Consider the following 20681-nt stretch of genomic DNA (forward strand, 5'->3'; position numbering starts at 1 on the left):
TGTTAGACATCCATTGCTGCACGGCCCTTCCGGCCTGCAACTTGTTCTGTCTCACTTTGTACGGAATAACGACCGTTAACCGTTTGCCCCTACTGCTATCTCTGTGCCTACACACAAAGAGGTTCAGGGAACCGCTTCGGAGTGAATTTCGGCAGCCTGGTTCTATAGAAACGCTCTCAATCTATGGCGTTTCCTCCCTGTCCAGAGGCACTGCTTACTTGTCTCCATCATCACGTTTGCTTTTAAGTCATACCTATATCGATGTAATGATCGATGATCGTTCATATTATATGCAAAATAGATCGAAATAGCAAGCCGTCCATGTTCTAATTTAGGCTTGCACCGTTATCCTTCAGTTGTCTCAGGCGCTTCTGGATTTCCCGAATCTCCGCCGCTTCAGTTTCCCGTTCATCCGTATGCTCAGAACCTGTCAGACTATCTTTTCCCGCATTGCTAACAGGAGACAGAAGCTCGGATAATCGCATCTCCAATCGCAGTCGTTCGTCATCGGAATCCCGTGTCATTAGTGCCAGATCCCTAAGTTTTCGGGACTGTTCCCAATCTTGAACTCCTCCTTCGAACAGAGTTGCTGTGCCGCCTGGCTCCAGATCGCATAAGCGATTCGCCAGTGACTTGGTCAGCATCCGGTCATGAGACACCAGTACCAAAGCACCGGATGCCTGCTTCAGTACACCTTCCATCACTTCCTGTGTGTCAATATCCAAATAGTTGGTCGGTTCATCCAGTACGAGAAGATTGGCTCCGCCGAAGTACAGCCGCAAGAATGCGACCCGGCATTTCTCTCCCATACTCAGATTTCCAATACGCTTGAACACATCATCCCTTGAAAATAAAAAGCATCCCAGAATCGTACGGGCAGCGCTTTGTGTCATGGATGGCAGGCTGAGCAAGCTGTCCAGAAGCGTCTGACTTTCTGGCAAGCCCTCCAGCTCTTGTGAAAAATAACCGATCTTCAGCTGGGGATGGCGGGTTATCTGGCCTTGCGAAGGTTCCAGCTCACCAATCATCAACTTCAACAGTGTCGTTTTCCCCGTTCCATTAGGGCCTCTTATGGCTAGACGGTCTCCGCGTTCAACCGAGATTCGAAGGTCGCGAAGCAATGACTCGTTACCGGTATACGAGAAAGAAACCTCTTCCAGTGCAAGAAGCTGGCGTGCAGCCAGTGTATTCATCTGTAGTTCCATGTTCAACTTTGCAGCTTCACGAGGTTTATTCACCCGCTCTTGTTCCAATCGTTCCAGCTGTTTTTGCTTGGCATGGTAACGTGAAATATTCTTGTTGGCTTTGGCCTTGTAGAAGCTCTGGGTGATCTTCGCCTCCACATCGGTCGCTGAATTATGTGCTTTATGGAACCACAGCTGATAATTGCGAATCGTCTCTTCCAGTGCCTTCCGCTCCAGTTCCTGTCTGCGGTAGGTTGCCTCCTGTTCACGCAGTTCCCGTTCCTTGTGGCCTTTATAATCGGTGTAGCCCCCCTTATATTTGGTCAAGACATCCGGGCTGAACTCGATGACTCCCGTTGCCACCTGATCAATAAAGGTCCGGTCATGAGATACAAATAACAGCGTACCTTCGTACGAGGATAACCACGCTTCAAGCCAGCGCATGCTCTCTTCATCCAGGTGATTCGTCGGTTCATCCAAAATCAGGAATTTGGGTTTACTAACGAGTAGACCCGCCAAGCGGGCCTTTGTTTTTTGCCCACCACTCAAGGAATGATAAGGTCTGTTCCAATGCTCCTCAGATAATCCAAGGCGTGTCAGTACCTTCTCTACCTCAGTCTCCCACATATAGCCGTTCAACTGTTCATATTGCTCCATCACTTGTGTATAAAGCGCAAGCAGCTGTTCATCGGCCGTACTGCTGATGCTCAAGCGTTGCTCCAGTTCTTCCAGATCCCGTTTCACTTCATAGATTCGACCGCTCTCCAGTCGCACTGCATCCAGTACATTCATCCCCGTCTCAATCTCCGAGCGCTGGCGCATAAACCCCCATTCCTGTTGTGGAATATGACGTTCAATCCGTCCACCACCATGCTCTTCGCCCAGAATGATATGCAACAATGTCGTCTTGCCACATCCGTTGCGACCCAGAATGGCGAGACGCTCGCCTTCGTTAATCTCCAGATTCAATCCTGCAAACAATTCATTACCGTTCCAATCTTTTGATACTTCATGTAAGCGTACCAATGTCGTCATGAGGCCTCATCCTTCCTGCATCCTTTTTGCTGAACAAAAAAACCGCTGGCATCAGCCGGCGGTTTGGCAATTTAAGGTTGGATCAAGCATTCAAAGACAGATTTAGGGTAAGCTACGGCATGAATAAAGAAACCCTTAACACAGGGTAGATGCAACCAAAAAAGGCCTGCACGTTCCATACCTGATCCCATTCCTGAATTTGGACACACGGATCCCCTCATTGCTCAGCCGCTTCTTTGGCTGACTGCGTTATAACACCGATCTGCAGTTAACTGGGGTTTAATTCATGTGTCTTACTTCATGGGACGTATGGTTACCTCTCATTCATATGTAGTATCAATTTCTCAACTATTGTACCAGATCAATCTATAAAAGCAAAGGTTAGGATGCGAATTTGATTATAATTACGTTCAAATCATTATCTCCAGCCCCGGCTATACCCGCAACACATCCGAGTTTACTTTTCCCTTTCTAAGACAAAAAGAAAAAGCCCCTGCATCGCAAGGGCTTTCGGTAATGCTTAGGTAAGCGGGTGATGGGAATCGAACCCACGCTATTAGCTTGAAAGGCTGATTCTCACCCTATTCTGCGATGGTCTCGCACAGCCAAAAGGGAGATTTACAAGCGTTCAGCCTGAATAACGGCAGTCATGAATAGCATGTACAATTGTTGATTGAACAATCAACCGCCCCATGATTGTCCCTTTTATATAGTAGAAACAAGTTTAAATAGATTTGTATTCGATTCTATAGAGTTGGTGATAAATTTAACATTAGGAGGACGATATTGATGAAACAAGATGGAAAAAACTTAGAATTGTATCAGAGAAAGTCTTGGGTAATGGAGAGTTATTAGAAATCAAAGATTTCGAAGAGCAGTACCCTGAGAAGTTTCATGATTTTTTGAATAGATGCGAGCATATAATAGTAGAGAGACGAAAAAAAGAATTAAAGGGGCCTGATAGTGGCATCGGAGTTAATGACAATTACAGATTGCATGAAACATTTTCTTGCCTACACAAACTGAGTCGATAGGTAAAATCATATTCTGCTGATAAAAGTAGGACGTAAACTAGCTGACCAAAAGGTTAGCTAGTTTTCTTATTCACAAAAACCAATTGTACAATAAATATACTTTAATTTTTAATTATTGTTTATATTTACCATATAAGATATACTAAATTTACCGATCGGGATAAAATAATAAAAGGGAGAGTAGATTATATGAAAAAGAAATTACTCGCTGGATTATTAGCTGTATCTGCATGTTTTTCAATTGGATCCACGTCCTTCGCTGCTGATGCCACTATTTCAACACCTAAATCTTCACCTTCGGAAACTTCCCAGGTGATAGCATCTCATAATTTTTTTGAGTATGACATTTACCTAAAAGTAGGCCAACCTGGCCAATGGTACAGCGGCTACACTTATGATGTAATCTATAGCGATGGCGCTTGTGATATTGGCCCTGACTTTTTAGTTACTCCTATTCAACCTGGGCTTACAGTTGTAAGTGCAAACCACGGTACTTATACAATACTTTTCAAGTTCCATGTTAGCTATTAGTTTATCAACGAACAAAGACAAACCAGGTGGGTTATTTTAGTGCACCCATGCCGGGTGCACTAAAATAATAGGCACTGTCGGAGGGACTTCTGACAGTGCCTATTTTAAATCGAACTGGTTTTTCCTATTCTTTCATTACGATAGCTAATAACTAGCAACCTCCAAAAATCATAGCTACCTATATTATCATCTATGCAGTCACCTTACGTGCAATCCCGATAAGGCCGATTTTGCTCTTTAATCCCCCAACATATCCAGCCGCTGCGACTCCTGTAAGGTAATCAAAAATAAAAAATACCAACAACGTTCCCAGTACACCAGACCATCCCCCGAATAAGTACGATGCCGCACCACTACCCCTGTCCAATATCCATTTACCTACTGTCTCCAATGTTCTCCCCTATAATCAATATGAAAAGCCCTCTGACCATTTCAGAGGGCATAAAAATCAGCTAATACTTGTCAACATTTTTTCTTTAACAAGGATTCTTCCAACGTCTCGTACCCATCTTTGGAATGCGCTATCCTTTTAGCCTTAGCTATGCCAAAGTGTTACATGGCTCAGCTCAAGGTATACGAACGAATATGGAAGAAAGAGAAATTCCAATGCAAAGATTGGGCTGGAGAGAACAAATCATATGTATTCCATGGCGGGAAAGGTGTCATGTACTTCCCTACGACCCCCACAAGCACCTGGAGGAAGTTTTTGCAGAAGAAGGGCATTCCACATATCAAACTACATGGCTTGCGGCACACGGCAGCCATGCTGCTCAGAGAAAGTGGTGCGGATCTCAAGACCATGCAGGAACGATTACGGCACACTAAGATCGGAACCACAGCCGATATCTACACACATAAGTCTGAGATGATCTCCAGAGACGCCGCGGACCGTTTAGAGGTGTTTGATCCTAAAAAATTGAGAATTGCCCCATGACCTGCCCCATGAACAAAAATAGTCTAGTCGTATGTCGAATTATAGACAAACAAAAAACCCTTGTAGGGCAAGGGTTTAAGGTGTTACAACTTATAAAGCGGGTGATGGGAATCGAACCCACGCTATTAGCTTGGAAGGCTAAAGTTCTACCATTGAACTACACCCGCATAAATGATAATTCAGACAACGTCCTGTTAAGTTCCATCGAAATTTAACAGTGATTTTACAAAAACTAATATACCATGATCCTCCATGGCTTGCAAGTCATATTTACCAATTATTTCTTTACACTTCCCTATAAAAAAGCAGGAGCGCTCGCGCGTCCCTGCTGCTTTCTATCCAGCAGGTTTGTCCACATCTCTCAAAAACCGAATCTCAAAATCAGCCGCTTCAATGGGTTTACTGAAAAAATAGCCTTGTGCCTCATGACAATGCTGATTGCGAAGAAACACCATTTGCTCTTCGTTCTCTACTCCCTCAGCAGTCACCTTCAATTGCAAATGATGTGCCATTGAAGTAATCGTGGATACGATCGCCGCATTATTACTATCCTCCATAACCTCATTAACGAAAGAACGATCAATCTTGAGCCGATCAATCGGCAAATCCTTCAGATAATGCAACGAGCTGTATCCCGTTCCAAAATCATCAATACTGATGTGCACACCGATTTCTTTGATTTTACGCAACTGCTCGAATGCCCGGTCTTTGTCAAATGTCATACTCTCCGTGATCTCCAGTTCAAGCCATACCGGCTCAAGTCCCGTCTCCTTGAGAATGTCATTGATATTCTCCAATAGATGGGAATGTCTGAACTGCCTCATGGACAGATTCACCGAAACACACAGTTTGCGATAACCGGCTTGCTGCCACAACTTGTTCTGGGCGCACGCCTCACGCAGGACCCATTCGCCAAGCGGCACAATTAGCCCGCTCTCTTCTGCCAAAGGAATGAACTCCGCCGGAGATACCAAACCTCTCTGTGGATGCTGCCAGCGTACCAGTGCTTCCATGCCAACAATCAACCCACTTTGCAGATTAACCTGTGGCTGATAGACCAGGTAGAATTGACCGCGATCCAAAGCCTTGCGCAGATCGTTCTCCAGTTGCAAACGCTCTTGGGCTTTCATCTGCATCGCATGGACATAACGATTCAATTCCATGCCCTGTTCTTTGGCGTTATGCAGAGCCGTATCTGCATTCTGAATAATCTCCTGTGGGGACTCTCCATCATGCGGGAAAATCGCCACGCCGATTCCAATCGTAAGATGATACTCATTGCCGTCAACCAGAACCGGTTTCTCAAAAAGCTGCAGAATCGATCTGGTTCGCCGTAATGCGATATCTGTTGTACCGAAGTCTGTCATCGTCAAGGCAAACTCATCTCTCCCCAAGCCGAATACCTCTTCTCCTGGAAGTGAAGAATGTCTCAGTCGTTGACCTACCTGACGCAGAACCCGATTGGCTGCCTGCTGTCCTAACGAATCATTAATGGTCTTGAACCGGTTAATATTCAGAACGAGCACACCAACAAGCTGTTCCTGCACCACGGCATCATCCATTATGATCTTCAACCGCTGAGATAAGCGACGACGGTTCGGAAGCCCTGTCACATCTTCATGATGAGCAATATAGTTCATCTTGGCTTCAGCGACCTGCTGTTGCAGGAAAGGCGTATCCACCACGGACGTGTACAACCCTTTTTGAATAAAATAATAGGCTATGCAGTTAATCAGCAATCCTAACAACAGATTGAGATCGTTCACCCCTGTAGCAGATATAAAATAACATTGGCCATAGAAGAAACATAGAATTCCACACAGAATAGATGGCAAGTCGCCATCTTTGGTTTTTCTCCACTGCACAAACAAAATAACTGCGGTAATGCCATACAGCAATCCGATCATAAAATGAACCCGGGTGAAGATGAAGCCGAGTACCTCACCCTCAAGCATATTAGGCATCATGTTCCAATCCTGAATAGATATTGCATACAGAACAACAAAGGTACCCAAGGTCCCACTAAACAGCAAGAATTTGCGTGGTAATACAATTTCTTTATCATTTATGGTATATACGAGCAGTAAACCCACTGAACATACCAAAGATGCCATCGTTGACATGATCAAGGAGAACTCGGATTCCATCATCGCTCCGTTTGGAATCTCTTCTGCAAATGAAACGATATGAACCAGTTCAAACAGACCAATCAACAAAAAGAGTGTTGTTAATAACATCCTGCGAAGGGTTAGTTTCTGTGTACGAAACAACCAGCTTTGATTATAAATGCCGATACACGCAGCAACCGCCGCGAATCCAGCCAAGAGTGTCAAAACCGGGTAACCTGATATATTCAGATCAGAGCTTGAAGAAGAACGATACCATTGACTTGCGAGGAAACACAATAAGCCGCATACAGCGACCCAACCTATTTTTCTCTGATCTTGCAGATTAACCTTCATGCCGTGTTTTCCTTCCCGGGACCTATCCTGAAATACATTAACCAAACTTACTAATCACGCTACACAATTCGACAAAATAATTATCTACCAACGTTCAATTCACATGCCTGCACATGCTATCTGGTACATAATAACATTTAATTCCGTATACGTGAACTAAAAAATAGTTACTCCTAGGAATATTTATTCATAAATATAAAGACAAACAAGGCATTAAGAACTAAAAAAACATGGATCTCCAGTTAGAGTCCATGTTTTCGTAGTTTGCAACTGTATTTCAGACTATTTTATTTGTCGAAATTCACTTCTGGTGTTGTTAGTTTATCATAGAAATCAACAACTTTATCTTTGTCTTCCGAGGAACGAAGTGCCATCGCCGAACGCGGATGCTCGTCCAACGTACCTGTGATCATATATGGCAGAATGTAGCCCCATTCTTCTTTTTCTCTGAGCGGAACCATCAACTGTTCCAACACGCCAAGTACTGGACGCAGATTGTATTTCGTACCTTTCAGATGAGCTACAAGCAATTCTGTTGGGCAGTTACCTGCCGCACGTCCCATACCATACACAGAAGCATCAAGGAGTTCAACACCAAGTTCCGCCGCTACCAATGTGTTAGAGAACGCCAGCTGCATGTTATTATGTGTGTGAACGCCCAGACGTTTGTTAGGCAAGTGGGTCTTAAACTTCTCTACCAGGTATTTCACATCATTATGATCCAGGCTACCGTAGGAATCTACAATGTAGACTACATCCACTGAGCTTTCATTGATCAATTCAAAAGCTTCCAGTAATTCATTCTCCATAACATTGGAGAGTGCCATGATATTAATTGTCGTTTCATAACCACGATCATGGAACGTTTGAACCAAAGCAAGCGCCTTGTCTACATCCTTGCTGTAACAGGCAACCCGGATCAGATCCAGCATACTCTCGCTGCGTGGCAAGATGTCATTCTCGTCCACACGTCCAACGTCAACCAGTGCAGACAATTTGGTATTACCTTTTTGAGGAATGACTTTACGCAGAAAATCATCGTTCAGGAAACGCCATGGTCCCGCTTCCTCAGCGCCTTTTAGCAACTTAGGAGAGTTTTTATATCCAATTTCCATATAATCAACGCCAGCTTCATTCAATCCAGCATATAGCTGTTGAACAAAATCCACGCTAAAGTCCCAATTATTCACCAATCCGCCATCACGGATCGTACAATCTACAATTTTACAATGATTCGTTTTCATTAATGTCTGCTCCTTTTCTGACCAACTTGTGTATTCCTCTCATGATACTTGAACGTGACAAGAAAAGTAAAGGGATTCTGGGCTTATTTACTTCGATAAGATTTCCAAATCCGGTCAATCTCAACCATATCCGGTTCATTCGGGACTTTCTTGCCATATCGCACAACATTGTACACATCAGGCAGTCTTACAGACAACTCTTCTTCATCTTGCTTCGGACTGTGCTGAACAATCGTCTTAGCAGCCTCCAGCGGAGTGTGCGCCCCCTGTATTTCCGCTCCTCGGTGGGCAGCCTTGTCGATCCAAGTCCGATAGTAATATCTAACACGTTCAGCATCCTGTACAGGCGGTCCTTCTTTCTTCCGAAACCAAGGCTTCCGGACTTTGGTCGGTACCTCAAGCGTCTCGCTGATATCCATGTACTCCGTCCGTGGTTCTGACTTCTTTTCACCTGGTTGCAGCATTCCTTTGAATTGATCCATAAGTCTGTTCATCACCTTTTGACCCAACCTTAGTAATAACCAGAGGATCACTACTGCTACAGCACCCATAACAACCCATCCGAGAATATTCCAGATGATGGAAGGCTCCGATGGCGGTTCCTTCATTTCATCAGGCATTACCATTGGTTCATTGGGCATTGTAGGTGAAAGGGGTGGCTCCTGATTGGGACCTGTACCAAACAACCCCCTGATCCATGCAAGCAAACGATCACGTAAAGGACCCAACCAGGCAGCAAGGCTTGGAAAGGCACCGATCCCTGCGATCAAAATAAGCATCCACATCAATCGTTGATGATTCGCCCGTGCAAAGTCCCGCAGTACGACCCTTCGTTTGCCATCATTCAATATTGCCCGGTCCAGCTGTACACTGTATTGACCAACGATCCAGGCGACAAAACTGATAACTCCCGCAATATATACAGGCCCGGCATAAGATAGCAAAGATTGCATAAATTCAATTTGGCGGGTAGCCATACTGAGCAGGATCGCGCTGATGACCCCAAAAATCTGCAAGCGCCATAGCATAACGGAACGAAAGATGGGTTGGAAGGTCACACCCACGTAAGCTGATATTACTCCCCATACACTTATCGTAAGTATATCTGGCAACGGGAGAATGAAACCTATTTTGATAACCATCCCGAAGATGACACCCACAACAACTGCTGTCACACCTCGAATAAATACGCTCTTATCACCAAACCCAGGAATCTTATGCTGAATCCATTGACCCAACCAACCTACTACAATAAATTGGATGAGCAGCGTATAGGGTACATGTTGCATCGCGTAGAGCGAAGTAAGAGCCAGCAATGGAAAAAGATACACTCCAATTAGTGGTATCGTCAGCATGGATATCGACCATTTGAACTTTGCAGTATTCTTTTCACTCATGCACCCACCGCCTTAGAATCACTATTCACACGCTCTACCGGGAGAATGGTCACACGGTGTCCTTGCTCATGCAAACGCGCGATTTCATGCTCCATGGCCGCCGACACATAGGACGTAATCAAAAGATAGCTGCGAACTTGCTGCGCTTCTTCGTTACGACTCACTTCATCACTCAGGAATTGCTCCATGGGCACCATGCATTTTAACTCGGTCTCCGCCATCGCCTCCAATAACATCTCCAGATGCGGACTGCCGTAATCCGGCTCCATTCGAAGTGGATCACGACCTCCACCCACATGATAACCATTATGGGCGAAACCTGCCGGTAACCCTCTACCGATAGCATCCACTGCGGCCGTGGCGGCGTAACGGAGTGCGCGTTCAATCGTTTCGGGCCGTGTAACTACACTCCACATATCTGCGGATTCCTGGATATTGACCACAATCAAGGATTGTGGGTCTGCTGTCCAGCCCTGCTTATAAACTTGTAATTCACCTGTACGAGCACTGGCCTTCCAGTGAATACGATTCATAGGGTCACCTGCACCATACGGCCGAACGCCAAGAATCAGGAAAGGGTCTTCGACGATCCATCGGGATACCTCCACTTCCCCCTGCCATACTTGGTAGATGGCTGGCATATCCTCTGTATTCACTAATGAGGGATACACAATCATGGACATCTGTAGAGGGATTGGCATGGTGGATCGCCACACACCAAAGAGATCGCCGCCTGTCATGGTTGCTGTATTCAGTGTATAGACTCCACGCTGGGTACATATAAACGGATGCTTGCGCGTAATACGAGTAAACGGTTTCAATGTGAAAATGCTCTTATGATTCTGATAGATCTCCCCTTGGCTAATATCCATACCCAAACCGGAACGAAATACAAACGACACAGGCATCATCGCTTCAAGTCTGAGCCAGGGAACAGAGACTCGTTTTTCATTCGATATCGTCTCCAACATCTCAATTTCATCCCCAGCGTGACAACGCAGTTTGCTAAACTGCCTGTTGTAATTGAGCTTTCGCAGTGCAGGTCGTCCGAACCATACACCGTGTATGCCAACGACAATGATTCCAACAAAGACAAGCCATAATAATGCCATAAGACTAGCGCCCGCCTGTGACGAGATTCTCCGTTGGCACTTCCGTCTGGTTCAGAAGCTCCTGAATGATGCGCTCCGCCAAACCTTCTTGTTGTCTTACCCGGTTACGGAATACAAGACGATGGGCAAGCACAGGTTCTGCCAGAATTTTAATATCATCCGGCAGAACAAAATCTCTGCCATGCAGTGAAGCCCAGGCCTGACTTGCCTTGAGCAACGCCTGAGCCCCTCGTGGGCTTACGCCAAGCGATAGCTCCGGATGTTGCCTTGTTGCTTCGGTTAACTGAATGATATATCGTAGCAGATCTTCGTTGATTTGCACTGTTTTATACGTATCCTGTGCCTTTAGCAGTTCCTCACGGCTGATCATTGCTGACAGATCGTTAACAGAGCGGCTGGCTACCGTACGTCTCAAAATCTCAACACTCTCTTCACTACTCGGATACCCCATGCGAATTTTCATCATAAAGCGATCCATCTGTGCCTCAGGTAGCGGAAAAGTTCCTTGATTATCTACGGGGTTCTGGGTCGCTATGACGATAAATGGCCGTTCCAGCTGTCTTGTTGAGCCGTCGATACTAATCTGGCGCTCTTCCATGCACTCCAGCAAACTGGACTGGGTACGCGGTGTAGCCCGGTTAATCTCATCGGCCAGAACAAGATTGGCGAACAAGGGTCCCGGTCTGAATTCAAAATCCCCTTCTTTTTGATTGAAGAAATGAATACCAGTCAAATCAGATGGCAGCAAGTCCGGTGTAAACTGTATACGCTGGAAGGTGCAGTCCAATGAAGAGGCGACCGATTTGGCAAGCATCGTTTTCCCTGTACCCGGCACATCCTCCAGCAGCACATGTCCTGACGCTATGATCGCTGTCATGATCAGCTCTATGGCATGCTCTTTTCCCACAATCACTTTTCCCACGTGATCCATCAATTGTTGGTTCATTCGTTCCATCCCTTGGATATCCATTGTATTCCCATCCTTCCGTTAGCTGAACTTATGTATTCGCATTCATTTTAACTATAACCCTAATTGCCCTAATAAAAAACAAAAGGAATCGGCCTACACGCCGATTCCTCTTCTCGCCACTCCTGTCGTTACACCAAGGGAAGCATAATCATAAATCGCGTGCCTTCACCCTTTTTGCTATCCACCGAGATGGTACCTCCATGGTTCTTGATGATCCGGTAACTCACCGAAAGTCCTAGCCCCGTTCCACTCTCCTTTGTCGTGAAGAATGGATCAAATAGACGCACAAGCGTGTTATGGTCCATACCGTAACCGTTATCGGCGATGGAGATCTGCACAAACTTATTTTCCGTAGTGGTAGATATTCGAATCAGACCCGTATGTTCTTCACCGACTTCTTCAATCGCATCCATTGCGTTTTTCACCATATTCAAAATAACCTGCTTAATCTGTTTGACATCGATGGACACGTTCAGTGGGGCATCCCCTTCATCCAGCGTAATCTCGCACCCCTTCATCAAACCTTCGCTTTCTGTCAGCAAGACCACCTCTTTGAGCAAAGAGTCGACAGATATCACGGTCTTCTGAGGAGCTGACGGTTTCGAAGAATTCAAAAATTCATAGATGATGTCATTCGCTCGATCAATCTCCGTCAGAATGATTCGAGCATACTCATCTTTACCAAGCTGTAGCAAATGGGGCCGAAGCAACTGGATGAACCCGCGGATTGCGGTTAATGGATTACGGATCTCATGAGCAATAGATGCTGAAATCCGCCCCAGCATCGCGAGTTTGTCATTTTGATAAGCGGTCTGTTCAATCTGTTTATAATCCGATACATCCTTGACACTGAACAAGAAGTCACCATCCATCTGATCACCATACGTCACCGTAATCAGCCAATGCCTTCCGTATTCATCAATCAACTCATGATAGCGCTTACGGTGAAAAATGGTTTCCCGATAGATACGTAAAATCTTCTTTTTCTTGAATCGGCTCATCTGTGGATGATGCAGCATTTGCATCAGGGTGCAGCCGCTCAACAGACTTCTGGGAAGCTCCAACAATTTTGCCATCTGAACGTTAATAAACGTCAATACACCGTGACTGTCAAACAACATAATACCGCTATCCAGATGTTCCAGCACGTTCTCATACTTGTTGTTATCCAGATGTACAGGCGGAAGTCCATCCGTTGGTTGAGGCACTGTATCCTGAAATTCACTAATCATGTCAGGTTCCTCCTTTTCACGTAAATGATAAACTTGCCATCGGACATCATATCATCACAGAAACAGGAAGGGCCGATTTTATTATTCATTACCGGTGCCCTTTCGTTGGGGGCTGAGCCGAAAATATGGATGGCATGTCCGGAACCCAGCTGGTCTATTCCCGGTAACCAACAGTTGATCCGGAAAATCATATACGTTTGTTCCATTCCGACATTCTCCTATTCCCAAACACGAACACTTTTTGCTCCGCCTCTTTGCAAGTCTGTTTTTATCATAGACAAGTTTATAGAAGAGAGTCAATCGGAGAAAGTGTCGAATGGAAATTTTTTTAAGAAAAACCTCGAATTAGTTCCAGAATAAAAACACAAAAACGAAGCCTTTTCACCCAACGGGCAAATCAGCTTCGTTTGTATCATCTGTGCCTGTGCAATGTCCGAGATCATCTATAGTCCGGTCTTATTATGCTGAATCTTCAGTCTACGCTGACTCATCACAGCTAATCGACGTTTAAGTTCACTTTCCCACTTCTCGTCTTTTGTTTCTTTGGCAAGCCGTAGCAAATCCAGAGCCATATCAATCTGGCGCTGCACAATAACCATGGCATCTTCACTCTCACGGTTTACACAGTTTTCGAAAATCGCATCCTCATCTTCAGTTACATAATCTTGAAAATCGATCTCGGATGCACCGTCTCCATGCGCATATTCAGCGAGGATTTCATATTCATTCTCCACTTTGTAATGAACCTCAACCCGGTGACAGACCGGGCAAAACAGCAGGGGAACATTATGAACCTGGGTGCGGTAATGCTTCAGCGTGCCCTTTGTTCCTACCATACTTGCCCCACAACAGTAACTCATTTTTGTTCACCCTCCTTATAACGTGCCGGGATTTTTGGGTTACATGCAATCCCGTACACTTCAAGCACTTCCATAAAGGAATAGTTCCATCAGTGTATCACATTCATGTACAGATTATAAATGCAGAGTACCGGAATATTTACCGGGTTTCCATACCCTATTCGCCTTGGAGGCCATCAATTCCTCTTTCGACAGATAAAAAGAAGACTTTCTTCTATTACATCATTAACACGTTTATATGCCTTTTTAAACACTTTTCATTCAGTTTGAGTATACATTCTGGAAAAAGGGTGCAAAAAGCCCTCAATCCCGGGAGGGATGAGGGCTTGAACAACATGCGTTCAAGTTCAATCAGGCTTACAGGTTCGTGTCGCCTGGTTTCCAGTTCATTGCACACAATCCACCGGATTGCAAAGCTTGCAGTACACGAAGTGTTTCTTCAACGCTACGACCTACATCATTGTGGTTAACAACTTGGTATTTCAATTCGCCTTCTGGATCGATGATGAACAAGCCACGCAGTGCAATGCCTTCTTCTTCGATCAGAATGCCATAATCATTGGCAACTTGTTTCGTAATGTCAGAAGCCAATGGGAAGTTCAATTGACCCAGACCATTGCTGTCTTTAGGTGTGTTGATCCAAGCTTTGTGGCTGTGTACGGAGTCAACGCTCACGCCAAGAACTTCAGTATCCAAAGCTTTGAATTGCTCAGCAGCATCACTCAAAGCTGTAATTTCAGTTGGGCACACAAAAGTGAAATCCAAAGGATAGAAGAAAAATACGAGCCATTTGCCACGATAATCGGACAGTTTAACGGAACCAAAATCTTGTCCATCTCCCGATACTGTTTCCATTGCAAAATCCGGTGCGGGTCTACCAACCAAACGTTCTGCCATAACTAAAAATTCCTCCTTTGGGATTATGTAAGCACTCACTATGGAATGCTCATCATCAGGAAAAACGCGGACGCTTTCCCTGCAATTAAATGGTTTGTTACTTGATAACAAGTACAAGTAAAATGTTATCATCCGGACTTCTCAAAGTCAAGATTATAATCGTTATTTTTTTATAATAATTATAAATAAGGATTTTTCGTGGCAAAAATTATAAAGGAACAGCCCTCCATCATTCCTCACGGAAAGCAAAGGGCTGTCTTGTTATGATACCGTATTACGCCTGTTTACGAATCGCTGCGACAATCAAGTCGCCCATTTCCGTTGTGCTGATCGCTGTGCTCTTGTCTACAGCAATATCGCTTGTACGATGTCCTGCGTTCAGTGCATCAGACACAGCCGCTTCAATGGCATCCGCACCTTCTGTATAACCAAAGGTCGTGCGGAACATCAGTGCCAGAGAGAGGATCGTTGCAATCGGATTGGCAAGTCCTTGACCTGCGATATCCGGTGCAGAACCGTGTACTGGTTCATAGAGTCCGAAGCTACCTTCTCCCAGTGATGCAGATGCGAGCATGCCGATGGAGCCTGTCAGCATCGCTGCTTCATCACTCAAGATGTCACCGAACATGTTCTCCGTTACGATAACATCGAAGCTGGATGGACGGCGCAACAACTGCATTGCACAGTTGTCCACAAGCACATGCTCAAGTTCAACATCCGGATACTCTGGTGCTACCCGGTTAACGACTTCACGCCAGAGACGGGAAGTTTCAAGTACATTAGCTTTGTCAACCGAAGCCAACTTTTTGCGACGTCCTTGAGCAATTTCGAATGCTTGACGAACGATCCGCTCTACTTCCGTTACATTATATGCACAAGTATCCACAGCCTCTTCGCCCTGTGCACTTTCACGTCTGAATTTCTCTCCGAAGTAGATCCCACCAGTCAACTCCCGTACCACCATCAGATCCGTACCTTCCAGTACTTCAGGCTTCAAGGTTGACGCATCCTTCAAGCAATCAAATACAACAGCTGGTCGCAGGTTGGAGAATAATCCGAGCGCTTTGCGAATACCCAGCAATCCTGTTTCCGGACGAAGCTCTTTGCTGTTGTTATCCCATTTTGGACCGCCAACGGCTCCAAGCAGGACTGCATCGGCACTTTTACATACCGTCAGTGTTTCTTCAGGAAGAGGTGTACCCTTCTCATCAATCGCGATTCCGCCGAACAGCGCATGTTCTGTCTCAAAACGGTAACCGAATACTTCCTCTGTACGTTTAAGAACTTTCTCGGCCTCAGCTACGACTTCTGGTCCGATTCCGTCACCTGCAATAACTGCAATTTTTTTCACATCTGCCATGGGGTTGTCCACTCCTTATATTTCATTCATTAATGATTCATAAAGTAACGTCTCATATTAACTCTCTCTTTTGTATCATATTCCAAGGTCATTTGACCAAGATATACAATCTATGACTTTAATAGATTTTACCTATAAGCCATCATAACATCCCCTTTGCAAGTTGTTCTGACCCTCCCGGTGAGGTAAAATATAGCTGAATTCAAATCAGGTACGCAGGAGGGATAATCAACATGCAATATTCGTATTTGGGTAAATCAGGCCTCAAGGTTAGCCGAATCTGTCTCGGTACTATGAATTTCGGGCCGGCTACCGACGAGAAAGAAGCTTTCCGCATCATGGATGCAGCACTCGATGCCGGAGTGAACTTTTTTGATACCGCTAACATTTACGGCTGGGGTGAAAATTCCGGTCTTACCGAAGAAATCATTGGCCGCTGGTTCAACCAGGGTGGCGGTAGACGCGAAAAAGTGGTTCTGGCTACCAAAGTCTATGGTTCCATGCATGATGATTCAGACGGCCCCAACAATGATGCCGGCCTCTCCGCTTATAAGATCAGACGTCATCTGGAGGGCTCCCTCCGCCGCTTGCAGACCGATCATATCGAGCTGTACCAGATGCACCATGTAGACCCTGCCATATCGTGGGACGAGCTGTGGGGTTCGTTCGAGAATGCAGTAAATCAGGGTAAAATAGGCTATGTAGGCTCAAGCAACTTTGCCGCATGGCAGATTGCAATTGCTCAAAGCGAAGCCAAGAATCGCCATTTCCTCGGTCTGGTTTCCGAACAACATAAATATAGTCTCAACTGTCGTTTGCCTGAACTGGAAGTGCTCCCTGCTGCCAAGGAACTGGGTCTCGGCGTGATTCCATGGAGTCCACTTGATGGTGGATTACTGGGACGAAATGCGCTACAGAAGCTGGAAGGCACACGTAGCGGTGGCATTGCTGGTCGTATCGAGCAGCAGCAGACTCAGCTTGAAGACTTTGCTGCACTATGTCGCGATCTGGGCGAACCACAGGATACGGTAGCTTTGGCTTGGGTGGCTGCCAATCCGGCGGTGACTGCCCCGATTATCGGACCGCGTACGCTGGAGCAGTTCGAAACAGCTCTCAAATGTCTGGACGTGACTTTGGATGAAGCTGTGCTCAAACGTCTGGATGAAATATTCCCCGGTCCAGGTGGACATGCACCTAATGCTTATGCGTGGTAAAAGCTTGCCAGCGTAAGCCATACAATACTACACATACAGAATGCACTGTATTCCACTGCTATAATTAATATAACATGCATGCAAAAGAGTCTGACCCACAACAACAGGGTCAGACTCTTTACGTGCCTCACTGAACGGAGCAGATGAAGCTGAAGTCCATCTATCTGTTAACTCTTCCAGACAAGTCTAATCCGGTCAGGTTAAATACCTTCGAATCCCAGTTCAATGAAGACCTGTACGTTCCGCGGTCCCTACAGGTTCACGTTTACACGGTTCGTATAGGTCTTGCGTTTTTCAATCAATTGATTCAAGCCGTCTACATAGGCACGTGCACTTGCACCCAGTATATCCGTGCTCACACCGCGTCCCTGTACCGAAACTTGATTTTGAGTCAGTACAACGTGTACTTCACCCAAAGCATCCTTACCATGCGTTACCGATTTAATGGAATAGTCAGACAAGGTAACGTCTTCCCCACTCACTTGATCAATCGCATTGTAGATCGCATCTACCGATCCATTACCCTCTGCTTGCTTTTCAACCGTATCTCCATCAAGCGTTGCAATACGGACTTTGGCCGTTGGTACCGATTCATCTCCGTATGTAACAAAGATGGCTTCCAGTTTATACACCTCAGGTGCATCCTGCAATTTCTCTTCAATGACAGCCAGCAGATCTTCGTCGGTGACTTCTTTCTTCTTATCAGCCAGGTCTTTGAACTGGGCGAATGCTCGATTCAACGCTTCTTCTTCCAGCTCATATCCGAGATCAATTAACCGCTCACGGAAGGCATGACGCCCGGAATGTTTACCCAGTACAAGCTTGCTTTCCTTCAGACCAATAGACTCTGGAGTCATAATCTCATACGTTGTTTTTTCCTTCAGCATGCCGTCCTGGTGAATACCGGATTCATGGGCGAAGGCATTGGCCCCAACAATGGCTTTGTTGCCTGGTACAACCATACCTGTCAAACGGCTAACCAGACGGCTGGTCCGTGCAATTTCAGATAACTGTAGCGATGTTTTCGCCTGGAAAAATTCCTGACGTGTCTCCAGCGCCATCGCGATCTCTTCAATAGCCGTGTTCCCCGCTCGTTCCCCGATGCCATTAATCGTACCTTCGATCTGATCGGCTCCGTTCAGAATGGCTGCAAGTGTATTGGCGGTTGCCATACCCAGATCATTATGACAGTGGGCACTCAGCTGTACCTTTTCAATGCCGTGGACATTTTCCTTGAGGTGTTTGAAAATGTTTCCGTATTCATATGGGCTCAGATAGCCCACTGTATCCGGGATATTTACGACGACTGCGCCCTCTTCAACAGCCATATTTACCATCTCAACGAGGAAATCATACTCGGTACGACCTGCATCCTCAAGTGAGAATTCGATCTTGGAGAATGTTTTCTTCGCATAACGAATCGCGGAACGAGCTGTATCCAGTACCTGTCCTTTGTCCATGCGCAATTTATGTTGGCGATGAATGGGTGAGGTTGCCAAAAACACGTGAATGCAGGGATCCTGTGCACCTTTGAGGGCTTCTTTCACTGCATCAATGTCTTGCTCTCTTGAACGGGACAAGCCAATCACGGTAACATTTTGGACTGCTTTCGCTACTGCATTAACAGCTGCCAGATCACCTGGAGATGCCGCCGGGAAACCAGCTTCCATCCGGTCAACGCCAAGCCGCTCGAGCTGATGGGCAATTTCCACCTTTTCACGAGTGTTCAGATTGACTCCCGGGGATTGCTCTCCATCACGCAGCGTTGTGTCAAATACATAGATTTTACGCACGCCTCGCACCTCCTGTACTTGTAGTATATTGTTTCTATGAACCAGCAATAGCGGCTCACGCATAAGCACGGCCGCTATTCCCAGTTAAAGCTCTAAGTTTACTTGAATACGTTAAAGTGTAAGTTTTAAACGTTAATGCTTACTTTTTGATCCAGTGCATCATTTCACGCAATTGTCCGCCAACCACTTCAATTGGGTGTTCAGCTTCGTTGCGACGAGTTGCTGTCAAGAATGCACGGCCGGATTGGTTCTCCAGGATGAAGTCGCGTGCAAATTTACCTTGTTGGATGTCGGTAAGAACATCTTTCATTGCTTTCTTCGTATCTTCAGTAACGATACGTGGTCCAGTGACATAGTCCCCGTACTCTGCTGTGTTACTGATGGAATCACGCATACTTGCGAGTCCACCTTCATACATCATGTCAACGATCAATTTCAATTCGTGCAAACATTCGAAGTATGCCATTTCAGGAGCGTAACCCGCTTCTGTCAATGTTTCGAATCCAGCTTTTACGAGGGCACTCACACCACCACACAGAACAGCTTGCTCACCGAACAGGTCTGTTTCTGTTTCTTCACGGAAGGAAGTTTCGATAACCCCTGCGCGTGTGCAACCGATACCTTTTGCATAAGCCAAACCGATGTCTTTTGCTTTACCTGTTGCATCTTGCTCAATCGCGATCAGACCCGGTACACCGAATCCTTCCACATAAGTACGACGTACCATGTGACCAGGGGATTTAGGAGCTACCAGCAATACATCGCTGTTTTTTGGAGCAACGATTTGACCGAAATGAACGTTGAAACCGTGGGAGAAGAGCAATGCAGCTCCTTCTTTCAGGTTTGGTTCGATTTCGTTTTTGTACACTGAAGCTTGTGTTTCGTCAGGAAGCAAGATTTGAACTACATCTGCACGGCTTGTTGCTTCAGCCGGGGACAGAACTTCAAACCCGTCATTTTTGGCAGTGTCGAAGGATTTACCTTCACGAAGTCCGATGACTACGTTCAATCCGCTATCACGAAGGTTTTGGGCTTGGGCGTGGCCCTGGCTACCATAACCGATTACCGCAATCGTTTTTCCTTTCAATACGTTAAGCTCTGCATCCTGTTCATAATAAGTAGTTACTGGCATGTTTATAAGTCCTCCTTTGTATTGTAAAGAACCCTTCATTAATGAGCGGGTGTCTCAAGGGACCGGTTCGCAAGGACTGCTTCAATGCGTTATGGTCCGATCCGATCCGTTCAGACACCCGCTCGTTAATGCGGGAGTGTATCTATCTTGTCAAGCGTTACATCACTAAAATGTGAAAATAAAACTTATAAGGGACCGACACTCTCACATAAAATCAACTATATATGTTAGCTAACTGTCGTCCCTCTTATTACAGGTTACTCTACTTATGCATCAGACCGAGTACTTAA

15 protein-coding genes, 1 tRNA gene and 1 pseudogene are annotated in these 20681 nt (G+C 45.6%); 3 read left to right on the forward strand and 14 right to left on the reverse strand.

The window, feature by feature from the left end:
* Positions 1–326: 326 nt before the first annotated feature.
* The gene (gene abc-f, locus C0Q44_RS14025) at positions 327–2219 is read right to left on the reverse strand and encodes a ribosomal protection-like ABC-F family protein (protein ID WP_105407941.1); all 1893 of its coding nucleotides are present in this window, start codon (positions 2217–2219) and stop codon (positions 327–329) included.
* 1223 nt (positions 2220–3442) lie between these two features.
* On the opposite strand from abc-f, the gene C0Q44_RS14030 reads away from it, so the two are divergent.
* Positions 3443–3784 (forward strand): hypothetical protein, encoded by a 342-nt coding sequence (locus tag C0Q44_RS14030; protein WP_105407942.1) that lies wholly within the window; start codon positions 3443–3445, stop codon positions 3782–3784.
* A 199-nt stretch (positions 3785–3983) separates the two neighbouring features.
* Here C0Q44_RS14030 and C0Q44_RS14035 read toward each other — a convergent pair.
* Positions 3984–4175 (reverse strand): annotated as a pseudogene (locus tag C0Q44_RS14035) (phage holin family protein); the annotation flags it as partial.
* Positions 4176–4340: 165 nt separating this feature from the next.
* Between C0Q44_RS14035 and C0Q44_RS14040 the strand changes: the two are divergent.
* Positions 4341–4718 carry a tyrosine-type recombinase/integrase gene (locus C0Q44_RS14040; RefSeq protein ID WP_258166311.1) on the forward strand — a complete coding sequence of 126 codons (378 nt, stop codon included), beginning with the start codon at positions 4341–4343 and terminating at the stop codon, positions 4716–4718.
* Between the two features lie 96 nt (positions 4719–4814).
* Here C0Q44_RS14040 and C0Q44_RS14045 read toward each other — a convergent pair.
* From C0Q44_RS14045 to leuB, 10 genes are all read right to left on the reverse strand, one after another.
* Positions 4815–4885, reverse strand: a tRNA-Gly gene (locus C0Q44_RS14045).
* 168 nt (positions 4886–5053) lie between these two features.
* Positions 5054–7180, reverse strand: a complete 2127-nt coding sequence (locus C0Q44_RS14050) for a bifunctional diguanylate cyclase/phosphodiesterase (RefSeq protein ID WP_105407944.1) — start codon at positions 7178–7180, stop codon at positions 5054–5056.
* A 287-nt stretch (positions 7181–7467) separates the two neighbouring features.
* Positions 7468–8424, reverse strand: a complete 957-nt coding sequence (locus C0Q44_RS14055; protein ID WP_105407945.1) for an aldolase catalytic domain-containing protein — start codon at positions 8422–8424, stop codon at positions 7468–7470.
* Positions 8425–8507: 83 nt separating this feature from the next.
* Complete coding sequence (locus tag C0Q44_RS14060; RefSeq protein ID WP_105407946.1) at positions 8508–9821, reverse strand: DUF4129 domain-containing protein; 1314 nt, start codon at positions 9819–9821, stop codon at positions 8508–8510.
* A complete protein-coding gene (locus C0Q44_RS14065) occupies positions 9818–10933 on the reverse strand; it encodes a DUF58 domain-containing protein (protein WP_105407947.1) in 1116 nt (371 codons plus the stop codon). The genes C0Q44_RS14060 and C0Q44_RS14065 overlap by 4 nt, the downstream gene beginning before the upstream one ends.
* A gap of 4 nt (positions 10934–10937) precedes the next feature.
* Positions 10938–11903, reverse strand: coding sequence for an AAA family ATPase (locus tag C0Q44_RS14070; RefSeq protein WP_105407948.1), 966 nt, complete (start codon positions 11901–11903; stop codon positions 10938–10940).
* A 128-nt stretch (positions 11904–12031) separates the two neighbouring features.
* Positions 12032–13135 (reverse strand): ATP-binding protein, encoded by a 1104-nt coding sequence (locus C0Q44_RS14075; protein WP_105407949.1) that lies wholly within the window; start codon positions 13133–13135, stop codon positions 12032–12034.
* Between the two features lie 443 nt (positions 13136–13578).
* The gene (locus C0Q44_RS14085) at positions 13579–13995 is read right to left on the reverse strand and encodes a hypothetical protein (protein ID WP_017689649.1); all 417 of its coding nucleotides are present in this window, start codon (positions 13993–13995) and stop codon (positions 13579–13581) included.
* Positions 13996–14352: 357 nt separating this feature from the next.
* The gene (locus tag C0Q44_RS14090) at positions 14353–14892 is read right to left on the reverse strand and encodes a peroxiredoxin (RefSeq protein WP_105407951.1); all 540 of its coding nucleotides are present in this window, start codon (positions 14890–14892) and stop codon (positions 14353–14355) included.
* A gap of 274 nt (positions 14893–15166) precedes the next feature.
* Entirely contained in the window at positions 15167–16252 is a 1086-nt protein-coding gene (leuB, locus tag C0Q44_RS14095; RefSeq protein ID WP_105407952.1) for a 3-isopropylmalate dehydrogenase, read from the reverse strand.
* A 233-nt stretch (positions 16253–16485) separates the two neighbouring features.
* On the opposite strand from leuB, the gene C0Q44_RS14100 reads away from it, so the two are divergent.
* Positions 16486–17466: an aldo/keto reductase gene (locus C0Q44_RS14100; RefSeq protein ID WP_105407953.1), complete on the forward strand. Its 981-nt coding sequence runs from the start codon at positions 16486–16488 to the stop codon at positions 17464–17466.
* A 251-nt stretch (positions 17467–17717) separates the two neighbouring features.
* On the opposite strand, the gene C0Q44_RS14105 is transcribed toward C0Q44_RS14100, so the two are convergent.
* Positions 17718–19259: a 2-isopropylmalate synthase gene (locus C0Q44_RS14105; RefSeq protein ID WP_105407954.1), complete on the reverse strand. Its 1542-nt coding sequence runs from the start codon at positions 19257–19259 to the stop codon at positions 17718–17720.
* Positions 19260–19398: 139 nt separating this feature from the next.
* Positions 19399–20391, reverse strand: a complete 993-nt coding sequence (ilvC, locus tag C0Q44_RS14110; protein WP_105407955.1) for a ketol-acid reductoisomerase — start codon at positions 20389–20391, stop codon at positions 19399–19401.
* Positions 20392–20681: the final 290 nt, after the last annotated feature.

Origin of the sequence: Paenibacillus sp. PCH8 (genome assembly GCF_002968835.1) — a bacterium.
In the GTDB taxonomy this organism is placed as follows: Bacteria; Bacillota; Bacilli; order Paenibacillales; family Paenibacillaceae; genus Paenibacillus.